This is a genomic window from Candidatus Sulfotelmatobacter sp., assembly GCA_036500765.1.
Taxonomy (GTDB): Bacteria; Acidobacteriota; Terriglobia; order Terriglobales; family Acidobacteriaceae; genus Sulfotelmatobacter.
This window is the reverse complement of sequence record DASYBM010000009.1, coordinates 1-14,548: the sequence shown is the minus strand read 5'-3', so window position 1 is coordinate 14,548 and position 14,548 is coordinate 1. Positions and strand designations below refer to the sequence as shown.

General features: G+C 56.8%; 18 protein-coding genes and 1 tRNA gene. 14 read left to right on the top strand and 5 right to left on the bottom strand.

Features of this window, described 5'->3' with window-relative positions; genetic code table 11:
- The first annotated feature begins 40 nt into the window (after nucleotides 1-40).
- Nucleotides 41-193, top strand: coding sequence for a YHS domain-containing protein (locus VGM18_12275; GenBank protein HEY3973775.1), 153 nt, complete (start codon nucleotides 41-43; stop codon nucleotides 191-193).
- Nucleotides 194-325: 132 nt separating this feature from the next.
- Here the strand turns inward: VGM18_12275 and VGM18_12270 are convergent, their stop codons facing one another.
- Nucleotides 326-976, bottom strand: a complete 651-nt coding sequence (locus VGM18_12270) for a superoxide dismutase (GenBank protein HEY3973774.1) — start codon at nucleotides 974-976, stop codon at nucleotides 326-328.
- 210 nt (nucleotides 977-1,186) lie between these two features.
- Here VGM18_12270 and VGM18_12265 point away from each other — a divergent pair, with 210 nt between their 5' ends.
- Nucleotides 1,187-1,648, top strand: a complete 462-nt coding sequence (locus VGM18_12265; protein ID HEY3973773.1) for a DUF2127 domain-containing protein — start codon at nucleotides 1,187-1,189, stop codon at nucleotides 1,646-1,648.
- A 107-nt stretch (nucleotides 1,649-1,755) separates the two neighbouring features.
- On the opposite strand, the gene VGM18_12260 is transcribed toward VGM18_12265, so the two are convergent.
- Both VGM18_12260 and VGM18_12255 read right to left on the bottom strand, forming a co-directional pair.
- Nucleotides 1,756-2,172 (bottom strand): PilZ domain-containing protein, encoded by a 417-nt coding sequence (locus VGM18_12260; protein ID HEY3973772.1) that lies wholly within the window; start codon nucleotides 2,170-2,172, stop codon nucleotides 1,756-1,758.
- A gap of 166 nt (nucleotides 2,173-2,338) precedes the next feature.
- Entirely contained in the window at nucleotides 2,339-2,809 is a 471-nt protein-coding gene (locus VGM18_12255) for a hypothetical protein (protein ID HEY3973771.1), read from the bottom strand.
- Nucleotides 2,810-3,081: 272 nt separating this feature from the next.
- On the opposite strand from VGM18_12255, the gene VGM18_12250 reads away from it, so the two are divergent.
- From VGM18_12250 to VGM18_12230, 5 genes are all read left to right on the top strand, one after another.
- Complete coding sequence (locus VGM18_12250) at nucleotides 3,082-3,315, top strand: hypothetical protein (GenBank protein ID HEY3973770.1); 234 nt, start codon at nucleotides 3,082-3,084, stop codon at nucleotides 3,313-3,315.
- Nucleotides 3,316-3,506: 191 nt separating this feature from the next.
- The gene (locus VGM18_12245; protein ID HEY3973769.1) at nucleotides 3,507-3,950 is read left to right on the top strand and encodes a nuclear transport factor 2 family protein; all 444 of its coding nucleotides are present in this window, start codon (nucleotides 3,507-3,509) and stop codon (nucleotides 3,948-3,950) included.
- A 266-nt stretch (nucleotides 3,951-4,216) separates the two neighbouring features.
- Complete coding sequence (locus VGM18_12240; GenBank protein ID HEY3973768.1) at nucleotides 4,217-4,486, top strand: hypothetical protein; 270 nt, start codon at nucleotides 4,217-4,219, stop codon at nucleotides 4,484-4,486.
- Nucleotides 4,487-4,577: 91 nt separating this feature from the next.
- Nucleotides 4,578-5,006, top strand: coding sequence for an OsmC family protein (locus tag VGM18_12235; protein ID HEY3973767.1), 429 nt, complete (start codon nucleotides 4,578-4,580; stop codon nucleotides 5,004-5,006).
- 426 nt (nucleotides 5,007-5,432) lie between these two features.
- Nucleotides 5,433-5,519 (top strand) — tRNA-Leu (locus VGM18_12230).
- A gap of 162 nt (nucleotides 5,520-5,681) precedes the next feature.
- Here the strand turns inward: VGM18_12230 and VGM18_12225 are convergent.
- Complete coding sequence (locus VGM18_12225) at nucleotides 5,682-5,885, bottom strand: cold shock domain-containing protein (GenBank protein ID HEY3973766.1); 204 nt, start codon at nucleotides 5,883-5,885, stop codon at nucleotides 5,682-5,684.
- 775 nt (nucleotides 5,886-6,660) lie between these two features.
- Between VGM18_12225 and VGM18_12220 the strand changes: the two genes are divergently transcribed.
- Together VGM18_12220 and VGM18_12215 are read left to right on the top strand one after the other, a co-directional pair.
- Nucleotides 6,661-7,026: an RNA-binding protein gene (locus tag VGM18_12220; protein ID HEY3973765.1), complete on the top strand. Its 366-nt coding sequence runs from the start codon at nucleotides 6,661-6,663 to the stop codon at nucleotides 7,024-7,026.
- A 60-nt stretch (nucleotides 7,027-7,086) separates the two neighbouring features.
- The gene (locus VGM18_12215; protein ID HEY3973764.1) at nucleotides 7,087-7,329 is read left to right on the top strand and encodes a hypothetical protein; all 243 of its coding nucleotides are present in this window, start codon (nucleotides 7,087-7,089) and stop codon (nucleotides 7,327-7,329) included.
- Nucleotides 7,330-7,487: 158 nt separating this feature from the next.
- Here the strand turns inward: VGM18_12215 and VGM18_12210 are convergent, their stop codons facing one another.
- Complete coding sequence (locus VGM18_12210) at nucleotides 7,488-8,708, bottom strand: DEAD/DEAH box helicase (protein ID HEY3973763.1); 1,221 nt, start codon at nucleotides 8,706-8,708, stop codon at nucleotides 7,488-7,490.
- Nucleotides 8,709-9,297: 589 nt separating this feature from the next.
- Between VGM18_12210 and VGM18_12205 the strand changes: the two genes are divergently transcribed.
- The 5 genes from VGM18_12205 to VGM18_12185 all read left to right on the top strand — a co-directional run bounded on the left by VGM18_12205 (nucleotide 9,298) and on the right by VGM18_12185 (nucleotide 13,907).
- Complete coding sequence (locus tag VGM18_12205; GenBank protein HEY3973762.1) at nucleotides 9,298-10,497, top strand: hypothetical protein; 1,200 nt, start codon at nucleotides 9,298-9,300, stop codon at nucleotides 10,495-10,497.
- 16 nt (nucleotides 10,498-10,513) lie between these two features.
- Nucleotides 10,514-11,755 carry a glycosyltransferase gene (locus VGM18_12200; GenBank protein HEY3973761.1) on the top strand — a complete coding sequence of 414 codons (1,242 nt, stop codon included), beginning with the start codon at nucleotides 10,514-10,516 and terminating at the stop codon, nucleotides 11,753-11,755.
- 258 nt (nucleotides 11,756-12,013) lie between these two features.
- Entirely contained in the window at nucleotides 12,014-12,499 is a 486-nt protein-coding gene (locus VGM18_12195; protein HEY3973760.1) for an Rrf2 family transcriptional regulator, read from the top strand.
- A 111-nt stretch (nucleotides 12,500-12,610) separates the two neighbouring features.
- The gene (locus VGM18_12190; GenBank protein ID HEY3973759.1) at nucleotides 12,611-13,252 is read left to right on the top strand and encodes a TonB family protein; all 642 of its coding nucleotides are present in this window, start codon (nucleotides 12,611-12,613) and stop codon (nucleotides 13,250-13,252) included.
- Between the two features lie 163 nt (nucleotides 13,253-13,415).
- Complete coding sequence (locus tag VGM18_12185; GenBank protein ID HEY3973758.1) at nucleotides 13,416-13,907, top strand: energy transducer TonB; 492 nt, start codon at nucleotides 13,416-13,418, stop codon at nucleotides 13,905-13,907.
- The last annotated feature ends 641 nt before the right edge of the window (nucleotides 13,908-14,548 follow it).

Sequence of the window (14,548 nt, the reverse complement as noted above, 5' to 3'; positions counted from 1 at the left end):
CTTGAAGGGGGCGAAAGCAAATAACGATCCAGGAGGAGCGATGACCATCGATCCGGTTTGTGGGATGAAAGTCGACGAAAAGAATGCCGAATATCAAACACAATTTGCGGGAAAGAAATATGTTTTCTGTTCGGAGAACTGCAAGAAGGAGTTTGACAAGCGGCCGGATGAATATGTGAAGTCGGCGGCTTAACGGCAGGATTCATGGTTGGACAAAAAGGCCCTCGCTTGGCGCGAGGGCTTTTTTCTTTTTGGAACAATCTTTTCGGAACGACGACCCTTGAAAGAACCTGCGGGCGGACGAATGCGTCCGCCGCTACGTGTTTTAGCGGTGCGCGAGGGCGGGCTCGTGCGCGGCTTTGCCGGCCTTGAAGGTGGCGTAGCGCTTGTTGATCTCGTCCCAGTTGAGGACGTTCCACCAGGCCGCCAAGTACTCGGGGCGCCGGTTGTTGTATTTCAAGTAGTAGGCGTGCTCCCAGACATCGTTGCCGAAGATGGGATAGTGGCCTTGACTGATCGGGTTGTCCTGATTGGGGGTGGACATGATGTGAACGGAGCCATCGGGTTTGCCGGCGAGCCAGACCCATCCGCTGCCGAATTGTTTTGTGCCGGCGTCGTTAAATTTGGTTTGGAAATCTTTGAAGTTGCCAAAAGTTTTGGCGATGGTTTCGGCGATGGGGCCGGAGGGGTCGCCGCCGCCTTTGGGTTTCATGATCTTCCAGAACATGCTGTGGTTGACGTGGCCTCCGCCATTGTTGCGGACGGCGGCGCGAATGTCTTCGGGAATGGCATTGAGGTCTCGGATAAGATCTTCGGCGGACTTGCCGGCGAGGTCGGAATGCTTCTCGATGGCGGCGTTCAGATTTTTCACGTACGCGCCGTGATGCATGTCGTGGTGAAGGGTCATCGTCTGCTTATCAATGACGGGTTCGAGGGCGTCGTAAGCGTAGGGAAGTGCGGGTAATTCGTGAGCCATGATTGGTCCTCCAGTGGTGAGATGACGCTTGGTGGCGTTTCGATGCAAGGGTTTACAGGGTGATTATATCGCGGGGCGATAGGTTGGCCGCCGGGCTGCCAGCAGAGGCGGCCTTACTTTGCTCGGGGGCGGACGCTTCGACTGCGCTCACGGCTAGCTGCGTCCGCCCCTCCACAAAGCCATCCCTCCACGAGATATAGTGATCGGCATATGAAAGCGAACCACGACCGGGTTTTGCAGATGATTGCGGTGTTCAAGTTCTTCAAGGCAGCGACACTGGTGGCGCTGAGTTTGGGCGCGTTCCGGTTGCTGCATAGAGATGTAGGTCAAGTGGCGGAGCACTGGGTTAAAACGATCGGGCTGGATCCGGGGAATCGGTGGATCGATATGGCGCTGGCGAGGGCGGCGAGCTTGCGTCCGGAGCAGATTAGAAAACTTGGATTGGGCGGCTTATTGTATGCGGCTTTGTTTTTGACCGAGGGAACTGGCTTGTGGCTTCAGAAAAGGTGGGGAGAATGGCTGACGGTGATTATTACAGGCTCGCTGGTGCCGGTGGAGATTTATGAGATTTATCGCCATCCATCAGCGGTTAAGGTGGCGGTGCTGGTGATTAATGTGGGGATTGTTTTTTATTTGATTAACAGGATTCGGAGAAATGGGAGCAGGGTTTAACTACGCTACGGCAGAGGTCGGAGTACAAAGGGAGACACTGGCTTCGCGCGTGGCGGACCCTTCGACTTCGCTGAGGGCAAGCCGACTCCGCGCCTCCATCAAACATTTTAAGATTTGCTGGCCAGGTAGTCACAGACGCGTTTGATGGTGTCGCGCTGGCCATCGTTGAGCGTTAAGAATTCGAAACCGTAACGGAGGCCTTGGCTGTAGCGGACGATGGCGCGGACTTTGATGGGGTAAGGAGTGAGGGGCAGAGGAATTTCGAGCGTGACGATTTCGCCGGCTTCGAGACTGCCGGTCAGAGTGGCGCCGATGCCGTCCTGTCCCATTTCGGTGGAGCGGCCCCAGCAGGAGCGGAATTCTCCCGCTTGAAACATTTTGACTTGCAGGCGGACGTCAATCGTGAAACGGGGAAAACGGCGGGTGAAGGTGACCTTGGCTGGAGGTGCGTCGCCAGACAAGCCAGTGCGAGTGCCGGAGGCGAAGGAAGCGGCGGCGGCTTTAGCTTTTTCTTTCTTGCTCATCTTGTTTCTTGATGTCGTTGACTCTTCGACCCAGTTTATGAATTCGCTGAGGGGCTAAAAGCCAGGCCCTTCAAATTAAACTCGCTTTTGGTGTGGCATCGGCGTATGAAACTCGAGCCCTTTCAAATCAACCCGTTCAGATAAGACGTCGGCAATCAAATTGCGGTTAGTTGCCGTGCAGCAAATAGCCGGGCTCGAGTGGCAGTTTGCCGGCGAGCCTGACGACTGCGACGCTGCTGTTGATGGCGTACACGTCCACGACGCCAACGGCGCCGGGGATGGATGCGACCTTGTTGACCAGATCTTCATCGGAATCGACGATCATGACGGCGGGATGACCCATGCGTCCGTGATTGGCGGTGGCGATGATCTCCTTCACCTCGGGTTCGGGGACTTCATAGATTTTTTCGAGGAAGAAGCGCATTTCGGGTGCAGATGGGTTGCGCATGATGAAGGTCACCGATTTGCCATCGGGCCAGCGGCTCGTCTGCCCCCTGCTGATCTTTACCAGCTCGGGCAGAGTGACGACTGACACGGTATTGGTTTTATTGGAAATCAGCGCGAGATCGCGCGCGGAAGCCAGCGAGACGCCGGCCGCGAGAAATAAACAGGCGCTTAGAATGTGACGCTGAAACACAGGTTTTCCTCGCACGGCGTAGTCCGCAAGGCATTCCTCCGCGAGAAGGAATCGGCCTGCCTGCGATCTTAACGAAATCTAGTAATGTCTCAACATCACTAAAGTCATATAATGATTGAAGATCGGGACTATTTATCAACAGGTAAACCCCATCCGGGAAGCAAAGAGCGCCGGTTTTGGTCCAATCAGGGCTTGGCAAGTGTCGGGGGATCGGGTAGGCTATGCCTTCTCTTTGGTAATCTAAAGACGTTAGTTTTAAATGAGGCTCCCCCATGACCAATCGCATTTCATATGCTCCCCACGATTTCCAGCAAATGTGCAAGCAGGCAGAGCGAGACCACGAGTCGAAGAAACTGGTACTGCTGATGGCCAAAGTGAAGCGGCAGCTTGCTGAACGCGAGGATCCGGGTTCGACAGCAGAACGAGCTAAAGGGCCGGTAGGAGTGCCAGCGGCCGACGCCGATCTGTCGCGGCTGCCCAACCGCACCGCTCCGTTCGAAAGATAATCCGCGACAGATAAGACACTAGCGAGAATGATTTTTCTGCACTTTTTTTTGGAATCATATTTTCGAATGAGATAGAGGAAAACTTTTTTCTTTCCACAAGTTGGTTTTGCGCTAGAATGAGCGAGCTTTTCGGTTGACTCGTCCACCTGGCCTGGCGAGTTTACCGTGTGCCTTCCCCCAGGAGGTTGTAGATGTACCGGCCTTACATGAGTCCCTCGGTGGACTCTCGTCCCTTTCGGGATGTAGAGTCCTTGCTTCGCGATCTTTCCCAGGATTTTGCAACTTCTTTCAACACCGGAAACTACGATCAGGCTGCCGGACTGTTTGCCAACGATGGCACGCTAATGGCACCCCATTATGAAGCGGCCTACGGACAGAAGCCCGTGGAACGGCTGCTGCGGCAGTTGGGCGAAGCGGGCTATAGCAATCTGCGGCTGGAAACGCTGCGCGTGGAACATTCGGGCGACATGGCGATGGAGCTTGGGCGCTTCTCGGTGGTCGTGCGCAAGGCCGATGGAACGATGGCGCCGGAGCGTGGGAAATATGTGAAAGTATGGAGGCGGCTGGGCGTCTGGCGGCTGATCGCCGACTGCTGGAGCCGGACGCCCTTAGCGGTGAACGATCGGGCGGCGTGAGATTCGATCACGGCTCGCCTGATAAGAGGGACGATCTGTGGAGATTAGCGAAGACAGCGGCCGGCGCGGCGGCGATACTTTGTCGGCAGCCAATGAGAGTGCGAAGGCGGACCCGGGGCAGTACTGTCCGAACTGCTCGATGAAGTTGCGGGAAAGCCGGTGTAAGTTGAAGTGTCCGCAGTGCGGGTTTTATTTGAGCTGCTCGGATTTCTACTAGCTGTCAGCTATCAGCTACAAGTCTCGGGAATGTTTGCACTCTTCCTTGCATGAGTTCCAATTCTAAATACGGCGCGGGTATCCTCGCAGCGGCCTGCCTTTTCTGGATCGTGAATCATTTTCACCTCTTGCAGCCTGTTAGATGCTCTGACTGCTTTTTCCGCTATGGCGTGCCTTTCGCATTCTTCAACGAGGGCGGGTTCGGTGGTGGAAGCGGCATCATCTGGCTAGGTGTCCTGGGCGATGCGCTGGTTGTCGTGGTGGCCGGAGCGATTCTCGGGTGGACTTGGAATCGCGGTTTGCGCAGAAGGTCAAACTAATCGGCTAACGAGACTTGTCATCCTGACGTGGCTGCCGGTTCCCGTCTACAATGGTGGACAATTCAGTGAAATCATAAATCAGGAGAAAGATATGCAACGGAAGGCTAGCGCGGTTTGGAAGGGTGGGTTGAAGGATGGGAAGGGTTCGTTGTCGGCGCCGGGCGGCGCGCTGAATAATACGCAGTATTCGTTTGCCACGCGGTTTGAGAATGCGGCAGGGACGAATCCGGAGGAATTGATTGCGGCGGCGCATGCGGGATGTTTTTCGATGGCGCTGTCGGCGCAGTTGGGCGGGGCGAACCCTCCTCTGACGCCGGAGAGCATTTCGACCAATGTCACGCTGACGATGGACAAGCTGGATTCGGGATGGACGATTACAGCGAGCCACATTGATGTTGTCGGGAAAGTTCCGGGCGCGGATGCGGCGACGTTTCAGAAGTATGCGGAGGCGGCGGAGAAGGGCTGTCCGGTGTCGAAGGTGCTGAATGCGAAGATTACGATGACGGCGAAGCTGGAGTAGGGCCGGCTTCTACGGGGCCGTGTTTAGCGCTTCTGTCAAGCTGAGGTCTTATGGGGAAACAAAATGGTCCCATGAACGCGGACTTTCCCTTGGGCACAAAAGTCCGCATCAAATCGCGCGACTTCTTGGAAAAGTTTCAGCGCACTTGGAAATTCCACGATCCTCTGAAGGATTTCCAACTGGACTACGCAGGACGGATAGGTACTGTATCGTGGCTTGGCTATTACTTCGGCGCGGATGAGCTGTACGCACTCGAGGATATCCCTGGAATCTGGAACGAGCCTTGTCTGGATTCCGCGGAAAATTCAGGGTGAGGCAGCCCGTCCCACGGTGTTGTTTGACACACAGCTTCGCGCCTGTAGAATAGAAATGTAAGTCTTCCTGATCGGCGGCCTTGGGGCCGCCGCTGCAATGTAAGTCCACAATGCCATCGTGGCGGAATTGGCAGACGCGCATGGTTCAGGTCCATGTACTCGCAAGGGTGTGGGGGTTCGAGTCCCTTCGATGGCACCAAGAAACTTTGTAGATTGTGTTGTCAGCACGACAGGGCCGCTCTTCCACGTCGAGCGGCGAACGAAACGTCGCTCTTTTACGACGATCTGCGGCGGCAGCCGAGCGAAAAGTGAAAAAGGCGATCTCTGGTTGGAGATCGCCTTTTTGCAATAAGGGAATGGTTTACAGCGGCTGGACGTTCTCAGCTTGCCAGCCCTTGGGGCCCTTGGTCACGTCGAACTGCACGGTTTGGCCCTCTTGCAGGCTGCGGAAGCCGCCCGCTTGAATCGCCGAGAAATGCACGAAAACATCTTCGCCGGACTGGCGGCTGATGAAGCCGTAGCCCTTCGCGTCGTTAAACCACTTTACTGTTCCTTGTTCTGCCATGGTGTTAGGTTGTTCCTTTAGTTTTTCAATTTACGCTGGAGAGATTCGGAGGTACTGCGAGAGGTTACTGTTTAGCAGGAACGGCTCACGTCCGATTCGGACTAACGTACACAACCATAGTACACGCGGAAGATAAAATTCGCAAGTCAATGGCGTTTCACCACGAAGCGCGCGAAGGTTCACGAAAGAAACGAGAAATGGGGAAGGCATCTTCTCCGATCTGCGGCCCTGAGAGTAGAATCGTTCGGTTTTGATGAGCGAAGTGGGCGAGATTGGGAATTACGTGATGAGCGCAAACAGGGTATACTTGAAATACTTAACCTCGAAGACAACGCCATCATGAACATTGCGCCTTCGCGATTGAGAGATCGAGAGGCGTCTTTTCTCGAGTTTTGGTGAGGAGCGCGTGTTCCGGCCTGCGCTTTACGATGAAGCGCTGGGTTCCGCGGCGGTCACGCCGGTGGTCCCGCGAAGCGGCAGCAGAAAAGATCTTCAGGCAAAATGCAAAGGGGAGTTCCACTATGTCCGGAGTGAATGGCGACAAGTCGAGATTTAATCGAATGCGAAGGCAGAAACTGGCGCGGAGAGTGCGCAATCGCAAACTATTCAAGAACGCAGCAACGCCGGCGAAACCGGGGGCAGTGGCGGAAAAGAAGCCGGTAGAGGCTTAAGCGGGTTGCGGAAACAGCAGGTTTCTCGACTGCGCAAAATGGCGCGCGAACGCGCCATTTTACTTCGCTCGAAATGACAACATTGTTCTGAAAGAGGAAATGCGATGAAGAATCTGTATGTAGGAAATTTGCCCCACAGCACGACCGAGTCTGAGTTGCGAAATGTATTCGAGGCTCATGGTGCGGTGGAAAAAGTGAGCATCGTAACCGATCGGGAGACGGGACGAGCACGGGGATTCGGATTTGTGGAAATGACCAATGCAGGGGAAGCCGACAAAGCGATTGCGGCGTTGAATGGAACGGAGTTGGGCGGACGAGCATTGAAGATCAACGAGGCGCAGCCGAAGACGGATCGTCCCCGGAGTGGTGGGGGCGGGGGGAAAAAGTTTGGCGGCGGAGGTGGCGGCGGTGGACGCGGGCGGGATGATTATCAGGGACACGCACGGCAGCCGCGCGAGCCTCGCTGGTAAAAAGTAAGGCCCGAGAATTCAGCAACAGAAGTCTGCAATACGACCCAGGAGGAATTGTGAATGCCACGAGGACGATCAACCTTTAATAAACGCCAGAAGGAACAGACGCGGCAACAGAAACAGCGCGACAAAGCCGAGCGCAGAGTGCAGCGGAAAGAGAACAAGCCGGAAGGCGCCGTCGTCGACGAGATGCAGGAGTTGCGCGAACATGCCGAGGCGCAGGCGGCGCTGTTCAGGATCGGAGCCGAAGACGAACCAGGAGTGGAAGTGTTCATTCCGGGCGTGGGGAAAGTCGACCGCTAGGTTTTGAGAAACGCTGGCGCAAGAGTCAAGGCAGCCTACGGGCTGCCTTTTCCATTGGGGCTCGCGGAAATGGAGCAAATCTGAAGATCGAATGGAAGAGCCCCACTTCTCGCAAGGACGGGGGAAAATGGGGCACCTGGTTTCCAATCACTAAATTCCTAGACGAATACTTCGCCAGGCAATTTTGTCAGAGTGCGTGAGGCCAGGGTGTTTTGCACGAAGCGCTTGGGCTGAGAGGCGGCGGAAGGATCCATCTGCATGCGTTCGATGCGGAGTTTCAGGGTGCGCTCGATGTTGCGAAGCTCAACGATTTCGACGCCGGCGGCCAGAGTAGTAGCGCGTCCGGAGAGTCCGGCGCGACCCGTGCGGCCGACGCGGTGGATGAAGTCTTCGGCGATTTTGGGAACGTCATAGTTGACGACGTGGGCGACGTCGTCGCAATGCAGTCCGCGGGAGGCGATATCGGTCGCGACCAAGACCTGGAAGCGGCCTTCCTGAAATCCGCTGAGCGCGCCGTTGCGCTGCGACTGGGAGCGATCGCCGTGAATCATGGTGGCGCTGAAGCCATCGCGGGCGAGATCCTGGGCGAGACGCTGGGCGCCGCGCTTGGTGCGAGTGAAGATGAGAGTCTGTCCTTTTTCGCCGTAGAGAAGCTGGCGGAGTACATCGAGCTTTTCGCCGGGCCGGACTTCGTAGGCTCGCAGTTCCACGCTTTCGGCGGGCTTCAGGACCGAACCCAAAGCGACGCGAACCGGGTCGCGCATGTAGTCGTGAACAAGGCCGGCGACGGAGGCTTCAAGAGTGGCCGAGAAGCAGAGAGTCTGGCGATTCTTTGGCAACAGCGCGAGAATGCGGCGGATGGCGGGGAGGAAGCCCATGTCGAGCATGCGATCGGCTTCATCGAGGACCAGCACTTTGATGTGACCCAGGTCGGCGAAGCGACGATCGGTGAGATCCTGCAGGCGGCCGGGAGTGGCAATGATGAGCGAAGAGCCGGCGCGGAGGCCCTGAATCTGAGTTTTTTCAGAGACGCCGCCGATGACGAGCGCGGCTTTGGACATGGATTTCGTGCGCAGTTGCTCATACTGCTCATGAACCTGCATCGCCAATTCGCGGGTGGGCAATAGAACGAGCGCCGTGGCGGCAGCTTGCTTCGTGGTCGATTTTTCCAATGAAGTTTCGCGGCGGAGCATTTCGATCACCGGGATCAGAAATGCGAGGGTCTTGCCGGTGCCGGTCTGGGCGGTGCCGATTACGTCTTTACCATCGAGAGCGGGCTGGATGGCGCGCTCCTGGATGGGGGTTAAGGTGATGAATTCTGCTGCCGCGAGTTTCTGCTGCAAGGCGGCGGACAAAGGCAGCTGGGTAAATGTGGTCATTCTAGATTGTTCTTTCTGGAGGGGCCTGTCGAAATACACGTTCGGTTTTTGGATACACGTGAAGCGTTCATGCCGCTCGCTTAAGGTTCTTCTGAACCTGTCTTGGATGTACGCTGGAACTAAACGGCGGGCAGGAAAGGCGGAGATGGATCTGATCCAATCTGGTTTACAAAACCTGGTCTTACAAAACCTGGTTTTACAAACCCTGGTCTTACAAACAGTGGATCACCGCGTCACGAGCAAACCGTGAAATAAGCGTCAACGACAGTATAGCACAGAGCAAAGGTAGGGAAAGTTACGTGAGTAAGTGCATGTTGGCCAGTTTGGTGCGCGAAGATTTTGTCTGCCATTTATCTTGAAGGAAGCGGGTGGACGCATCTAAACAAATAGTGAACAGAGCGAAATATCAGACAAGCATCTCCGCCGGAAAAGCGGGTTTCTCGACTTCGCAAAATGGCGCAAAGCCGCGCCGTCTTGCTTCGCTCGAAATGACAGATTTAGTTTTTGGAACAGCGACCATAAAGAATTGATCGCTATGGAAGCCGTCCTAGGCTAGAATTAACGAACCCGTACGAAAAAACAATTGCGAATGGCCGAAACAAAACTCTCTTGCTTCTGGCATGGACCGAACCTTGGCCGGGAAACACAGGCCGCGGTTTCGCTTCACGGGCACACCAACCGTTCCAAAGAAAGTCTGCAATTCATCCCGGAGCTGGCGCACAAGGGCCCCGGTTTGCATGCGGCTTTGGAGAAACAGTGCCGCAGATCGAGGATTCCGATCGATTTCTCGCGGGCCTACTGGACACCTCCGCTAACCCCGAAGCTGGCGTATGAGACTGAGAAGAATCAGGTCGAGAATCTACTCGGGCTGAAGAGTCTGGTTTCTCTGACCGATCACGACAGCATTGAAGCTCCTCTGTTGCTGCGAACGGAGCGGGAGACGGGGCATACGCCGGTGTCGCTGGAGTGGAGCGTACCCTTCGCGGGAACCATTTTTCATCTCGGCGTGCACAATCTGCCGGCGAGGCGTGCGCTGGCCACCATGGACGATCTGGCCGACTATACCCGGAAGCCTGACGATCGCCGCTTGTGCGAATTACTGGCGATGCTGGACTCGTTTCCGGATGTGCTGGTGGTGTTCAATCATCCGCTGTGGACGCAGACTTGCTTGGGCGTGCATCGCGACGCGCAGGTTCTAAATCGATTCCTGAATTGTGCGGTTGAGTTTCTGCATGCGTTTGAAATCAACGCCACGCGCAGCGCCAAGGAAAACAATCGAGTGCGGGAGCTGGCCGGGTGTTGGGGACGCCCGCTGGTTTCGGGGGGAGACCGGCACGGGTGCGCGGCGAGCGGAGCGCTCAACCTAACGCGCGCGGAAACGTTTGCGGAATTTGTGAGCGAGATTCGGCAGGAGCAGCGCAGTCACGTGCTGCTGATGCCACAGTATACGGAGCCGGTCTCGATCCGCACCACGCGCACTTTGCTCGATGTGATCCGCAATTATCCGGAATATCCGATTGGATCGCGGCGCTGGGACGATCGCATCTTCCATCCCGATGCGGATGGCGGACCGGACCGGCCGATATCATCGTTATGGAACGCGCCTCCAAAGTTTGTGGAACGGATCCTGTCCAGTATCCGCATGCTGGAAAATGCCACCGTGCAACGGGCGATGGAAGCGATGTTCCGGCGCGGGGCAGTCCAGGATATGCCGCGTGAGATTGTGTCGGAGGTAATCGCTGCGGAGGCGGTTGCTGCGGAGGCGGTTTCGTCCGAGGCGCTATCGTGAAGTGCGAGGCTCGGCCGTGAAAAACGATTGTCCGCGAGTCGCGTTCTTTCCCTGCGTCTACCATGAGGTGGACGGTGTGGCGCAGACCAGCCGGCACTTCGAGGCTTTTGCGCGGCGGCAAGAGATTCCTTTTCTGATGGTGCATGCGGGGCCGCAAGATCAAGTCACCAGGTTTGGGCCGGTGACCCGTGTCGAACTGCCACGCAGTCCGGTGCAATTTCCACTTGATCGGGCACACGATTACGATCTGCTTTTTCTGCGGCATTACCGGAAATTAGAACCGATGCTGCGGGAATTTCGTCCGGACGTGGTGCAGATCACGGGGCCAGGGGATGTGGGGACGCTGGGGGCTTACGTCGCATACAAGATGAAGATTCCGCTGGCGGCGTCGTGGCAGACCAATGTTCATCAGTATGCGCGCCGGCGAGTGGCGGCGGCAGTTTCGTTTCTGCCGCAGGGGATTGCCGGGAAGCTGGCCGATCTGGCGGAGCGTTGGAGTTTTCGGGCGTCGGCGCGCTTCTATCAGATTCCGCGTCTGCTGTTTGCGCCGAATCAGGAGATGATTCGGGTGCTGGAGGCGGCGACGGGCAAGCCATGCTATTTGATGTCGCACGCGGTCGACACCGGGGTGTTCAGGCCGGAGCTGCGCGACCGGGACGGGGGACCGGACAGCGAACGGCGGTTCCGCATCGGCTATGTGGGACGGCTTACTGCCGAGAAGAGCGTGCGCTCGCTGGCGCGGCTGGAGCAGGCGCTACTGGGTCAACGGAATCCGGCAAAAGGCCATCGCGATTTCGAATTCGTGGTGGTGGGCGAAGGCGCGGAGCAGGAATGGCTGCGCAACCATATGCGGCAGGCTGAGTTCACGGGCGTGCTGACCGGGGCCGAGTTGTGGCGGACGTTTGCGAATTTCGACGTGCTGGCATTTCCGTCAGAGACCGATACGTTTGGGTTGGTCGTGCTGGAGGCGTTTGCGTCGGGCGTGCCCGCGGTGGTGACGGATCGCGGCGGCCCGCAGTTTACGGTACGGCATGGGGAGACGGGATTTATTGCGCATGATTTCGACGAGTTCGTTTCGTACGCGACGCGGTTGATGGACGAGCCCGCTCTGCTGGCTTCGATGCGTGCGGCCGCGCGGCAACAGGCTCTGGAAACTTCCTGGGACCGCATTTTCGAGGGGATGTATGAGGCTTACGAGCGCTGCCTGTGCAGCGTTCCTGCCGAGAGCCACAGTGTTTTCGATGTGGCGACCACCTAGACGCGCTGCGTCATGATCCATTCAGATTACGCATTGGCGGGTCCTAGGACGCGCTTCGTTTTCCCGAATCCCCGCACTTTCGTTGCAGGTTATCGCATGTTGCCTGTTCGTGGCTGCATTTTGGGGGATTTCCAACCCCAAATTTCTGCGAACCGTTGCTGTACTTTTCTAAGACCCAGGGTCTTCGTCTGCTGCAATGGTGCTAGGCAAGGGGCTGGAAATGGGGCACAATCAGGGCGGGGCGGAGGGTGAGTTCACTTGAAGATCTCGCAAAAAGGATTGTATGCGCTGCAAGCGATGATGACGCTGGCGCGGCGGCATGAGCAGGGCGCGATCAAGATTCGCGAGATTGCGGCAGAAAGCGATTTGCCGGAGAAGTTCCTGGAATTGATTCTGCTGGAATTGAAGAATGCGCGCATTGTGGACAGCGTACGCGGGGCGCGCGGCGGCTACCAGTTGCGGCGCGATCCGGCGGAGATTCCGCTGAGCGATATTATCCGGCTGGTAGATGGTCCCCTGGCTCCGATGGGAGATGCGGAGCAGTTGCGGAGCCTGATCGCGAAAGACGCGGATCATCGGGCGCTGTATGAAGTGTTTCTGGCGGTGCGGGACGCGGCGGCCAAGATTCTCGAGAATACGAGTGTGGCCGATCTGGTGAAGCACGCGAAGGGTAAGAAGGGAGCGGGTGCAAAAGCTCCAGCTGTGGGGAAAAGAATCAAGGACGGGCGGACGGAGGTTCGATGATGAGGTCCAGGCCTGATTTCGAGAGCTCCTCCTCAGTTTCGATGTCGCGGTTGAGGTTAAGCCCTTTAGGTACTTAGTCGACGGTTTTACTTGTTTACTTGGAGGTAAGCGGTGAGAACGTTGCGGCCGTTGTTCGCGGTGCTACTGTTTTCCACTTCTCTTCTTTCACAGTCGGCGCAAATGCCTGCGGAGGTTGCGGTTGTCCCGGCGCCGGTTCGGCGCGTGAAGGTTGCATCAGCGGACGCAACAGACCTCGTCGTTCAGAAGGTACCTGTCAAATATCCGGATGCTGCTCGCGACGCTGGCACCGAGGGAGTGGTCGTACTGGGAGTGATAGTCGGGGATTCTGGTGAAGTCAAGGACGTCAGGGTTATCTCGGGAGAACCCGCATTGGCACCGGCGGCCGCCGAAGCCATGAAACAGTGGAGGTACAAGCCGTATCTGGTAGATGGTTCACCGGCTGAGATGGAGACTGAGGTCACGTTTACGTTTCGACTCCGGGGAAAGTCCGGACCGGCGCGGGCATCGGCGCCGGCGCTGGGCATGTTTAGGGATGACACGTACTCCAACGAGTATTTCGGCCTCGCGTATCCGCTCTCGCGCGACTGGATACGGGAAACACAACTCGTACAGAAAAAGATGGCCTCGGAGGCCTCCCAACGAGGCACCTATGTGCTTCTTGCCGCCGTCTATGTTCCACAAAACGCCGAGCTGTCGCAGGTGAATTCCTCCTTCACTTTGCTGGGCGGTTGACCGCTTAGGCACCGATTGCAAGGCGTACCTGGACGCGGTCGCTACCAGCCTTCAGCGGCACAAGCAGGCGAAACTGAAGGGCGAGTTCGATCGATTCGAGGTCGCCGGACGCGACTTCTATCGTGGGGACTTTGAATATCACGACGGCGCTAGAGAGGGCTCCGTGATTTGCAGTGTGGCGAAGGATTACTTTTTGCTGTGGAGTATCCGGGGAACAACCCGAAACGCGGTGGAGAAGGCTTTCGCAACTCTGAGTTCGCTGACGGCTGAGCTGCCGACCGCAAACGCGCCGTCCTCGCAAGCGCCGGCAGTACTGCCAGTCACCAAGCCGAACGCCCAACCAGTGAATCCGCTACCGACCGTCCCGCAAAGAGTCAGGGTCTCTTCAGGGGTTACAACTGGCCTGCTGATCAAAAAAGTCCCGCCCATATATCCCATTGAAGCCCGGTACGCTCATATTCAAGGCACAGTGACTATGCAAGCGGAAATCAACAGGACGGGGGATGTGATGGATATTGAGGCTCTCGATGGCCCGCTCGAGTTAGTTGTCTCTGCCGTTAATGCCGTGCGCCAGTGGAAGTATCGTCCGTACCTGCTGCTAGGGGAGCCAGTAATGGTTGAGACCCAAATCCAGGTCAACTACCAACTGCAATGAGCCAGTGTGCAGCGAGTAGTCTCGGTGATTGGTGACTCGCATCCATTTGCATTGCACTTGTGGGCCGCGGCTGCGGGGGCTTCCCGGCCTCCGGAGTGCCAACGCAAACCCCCGCCAGACGCGGGAAGCGCGCGATATTCACAAGGCTGTAACCGAGCCCAGACCTACCCTTAACATCGATCCAGGTCGATAGATGTGGGGAAAGCCGCGTCGGGCGCGGACTTTGCAGAAAGAAGAATTGGCACTTGCACTAAAATCGGTCATCCCCCTGTGGACGCGCTGCACTCGATTGAAAACGCATGTACTTACAATCGCGTATTTTTCGTTGACTGAAAATATAGAAGGAGTACAACGGAATCGTTCTTTGACAGCTTCTTAAGTTTTTCCGGTTGGTGCGGCGTCCGGGGCTCGAGCGAAGTCACTTTTCCGATCGCGAGATTGGGAAGGAGGGCGAGCAAGGGTCTATAGCAAAGTGCTGGTCGAGGAGAACGTAGAAAATCTGTTGAAGGCAAGATAGAGTTCCGAGGCGTAGGGTAGGTTTATCCGGTTGGCGGTGAGCCCGGAGCCCAAGCGAAGATCGCGCGTTGCGCCCCGCAAGGGCGAGCAACGAGAGCAGGTCGAGCAAGGGTCAAACGCGAGCT

Coding starts and splice junctions, on each gene's coding strand:
- VGM18_12275 (HEY3973775.1), top strand. CDS start 41: ATGACCATCGATCCGGTTTGTGGGATGAAAGTCGACGAAAAGAATGCC.
- VGM18_12270 (HEY3973774.1), bottom strand. CDS start 976: ATGGCTCACGAATTACCCGCACTTCCCTACGCTTACGACGCCCTCGAA.
- VGM18_12265 (HEY3973773.1), top strand. CDS start 1,187: ATGAAAGCGAACCACGACCGGGTTTTGCAGATGATTGCGGTGTTCAAG.
- VGM18_12260 (HEY3973772.1), bottom strand. CDS start 2,172: ATGAGCAAGAAAGAAAAAGCTAAAGCCGCCGCCGCTTCCTTCGCCTCC.
- VGM18_12250 (HEY3973770.1), top strand. CDS start 3,082: ATGACCAATCGCATTTCATATGCTCCCCACGATTTCCAGCAAATGTGC.
- VGM18_12245 (HEY3973769.1), top strand. CDS start 3,507: ATGTACCGGCCTTACATGAGTCCCTCGGTGGACTCTCGTCCCTTTCGG.
- VGM18_12240 (HEY3973768.1), top strand. CDS start 4,217: ATGAGTTCCAATTCTAAATACGGCGCGGGTATCCTCGCAGCGGCCTGC.
- VGM18_12235 (HEY3973767.1), top strand. CDS start 4,578: ATGCAACGGAAGGCTAGCGCGGTTTGGAAGGGTGGGTTGAAGGATGGG.
- VGM18_12225 (HEY3973766.1), bottom strand. CDS start 5,885: ATGGCAGAACAAGGAACAGTAAAGTGGTTTAACGACGCGAAGGGCTAC.
- VGM18_12220 (HEY3973765.1), top strand. CDS start 6,661: ATGAAGAATCTGTATGTAGGAAATTTGCCCCACAGCACGACCGAGTCT.
- VGM18_12215 (HEY3973764.1), top strand. CDS start 7,087: ATGCCACGAGGACGATCAACCTTTAATAAACGCCAGAAGGAACAGACG.
- VGM18_12210 (HEY3973763.1), bottom strand. CDS start 8,708: ATGACCACATTTACCCAGCTGCCTTTGTCCGCCGCCTTGCAGCAGAAA.
- VGM18_12205 (HEY3973762.1), top strand. CDS start 9,298: ATGGCCGAAACAAAACTCTCTTGCTTCTGGCATGGACCGAACCTTGGC.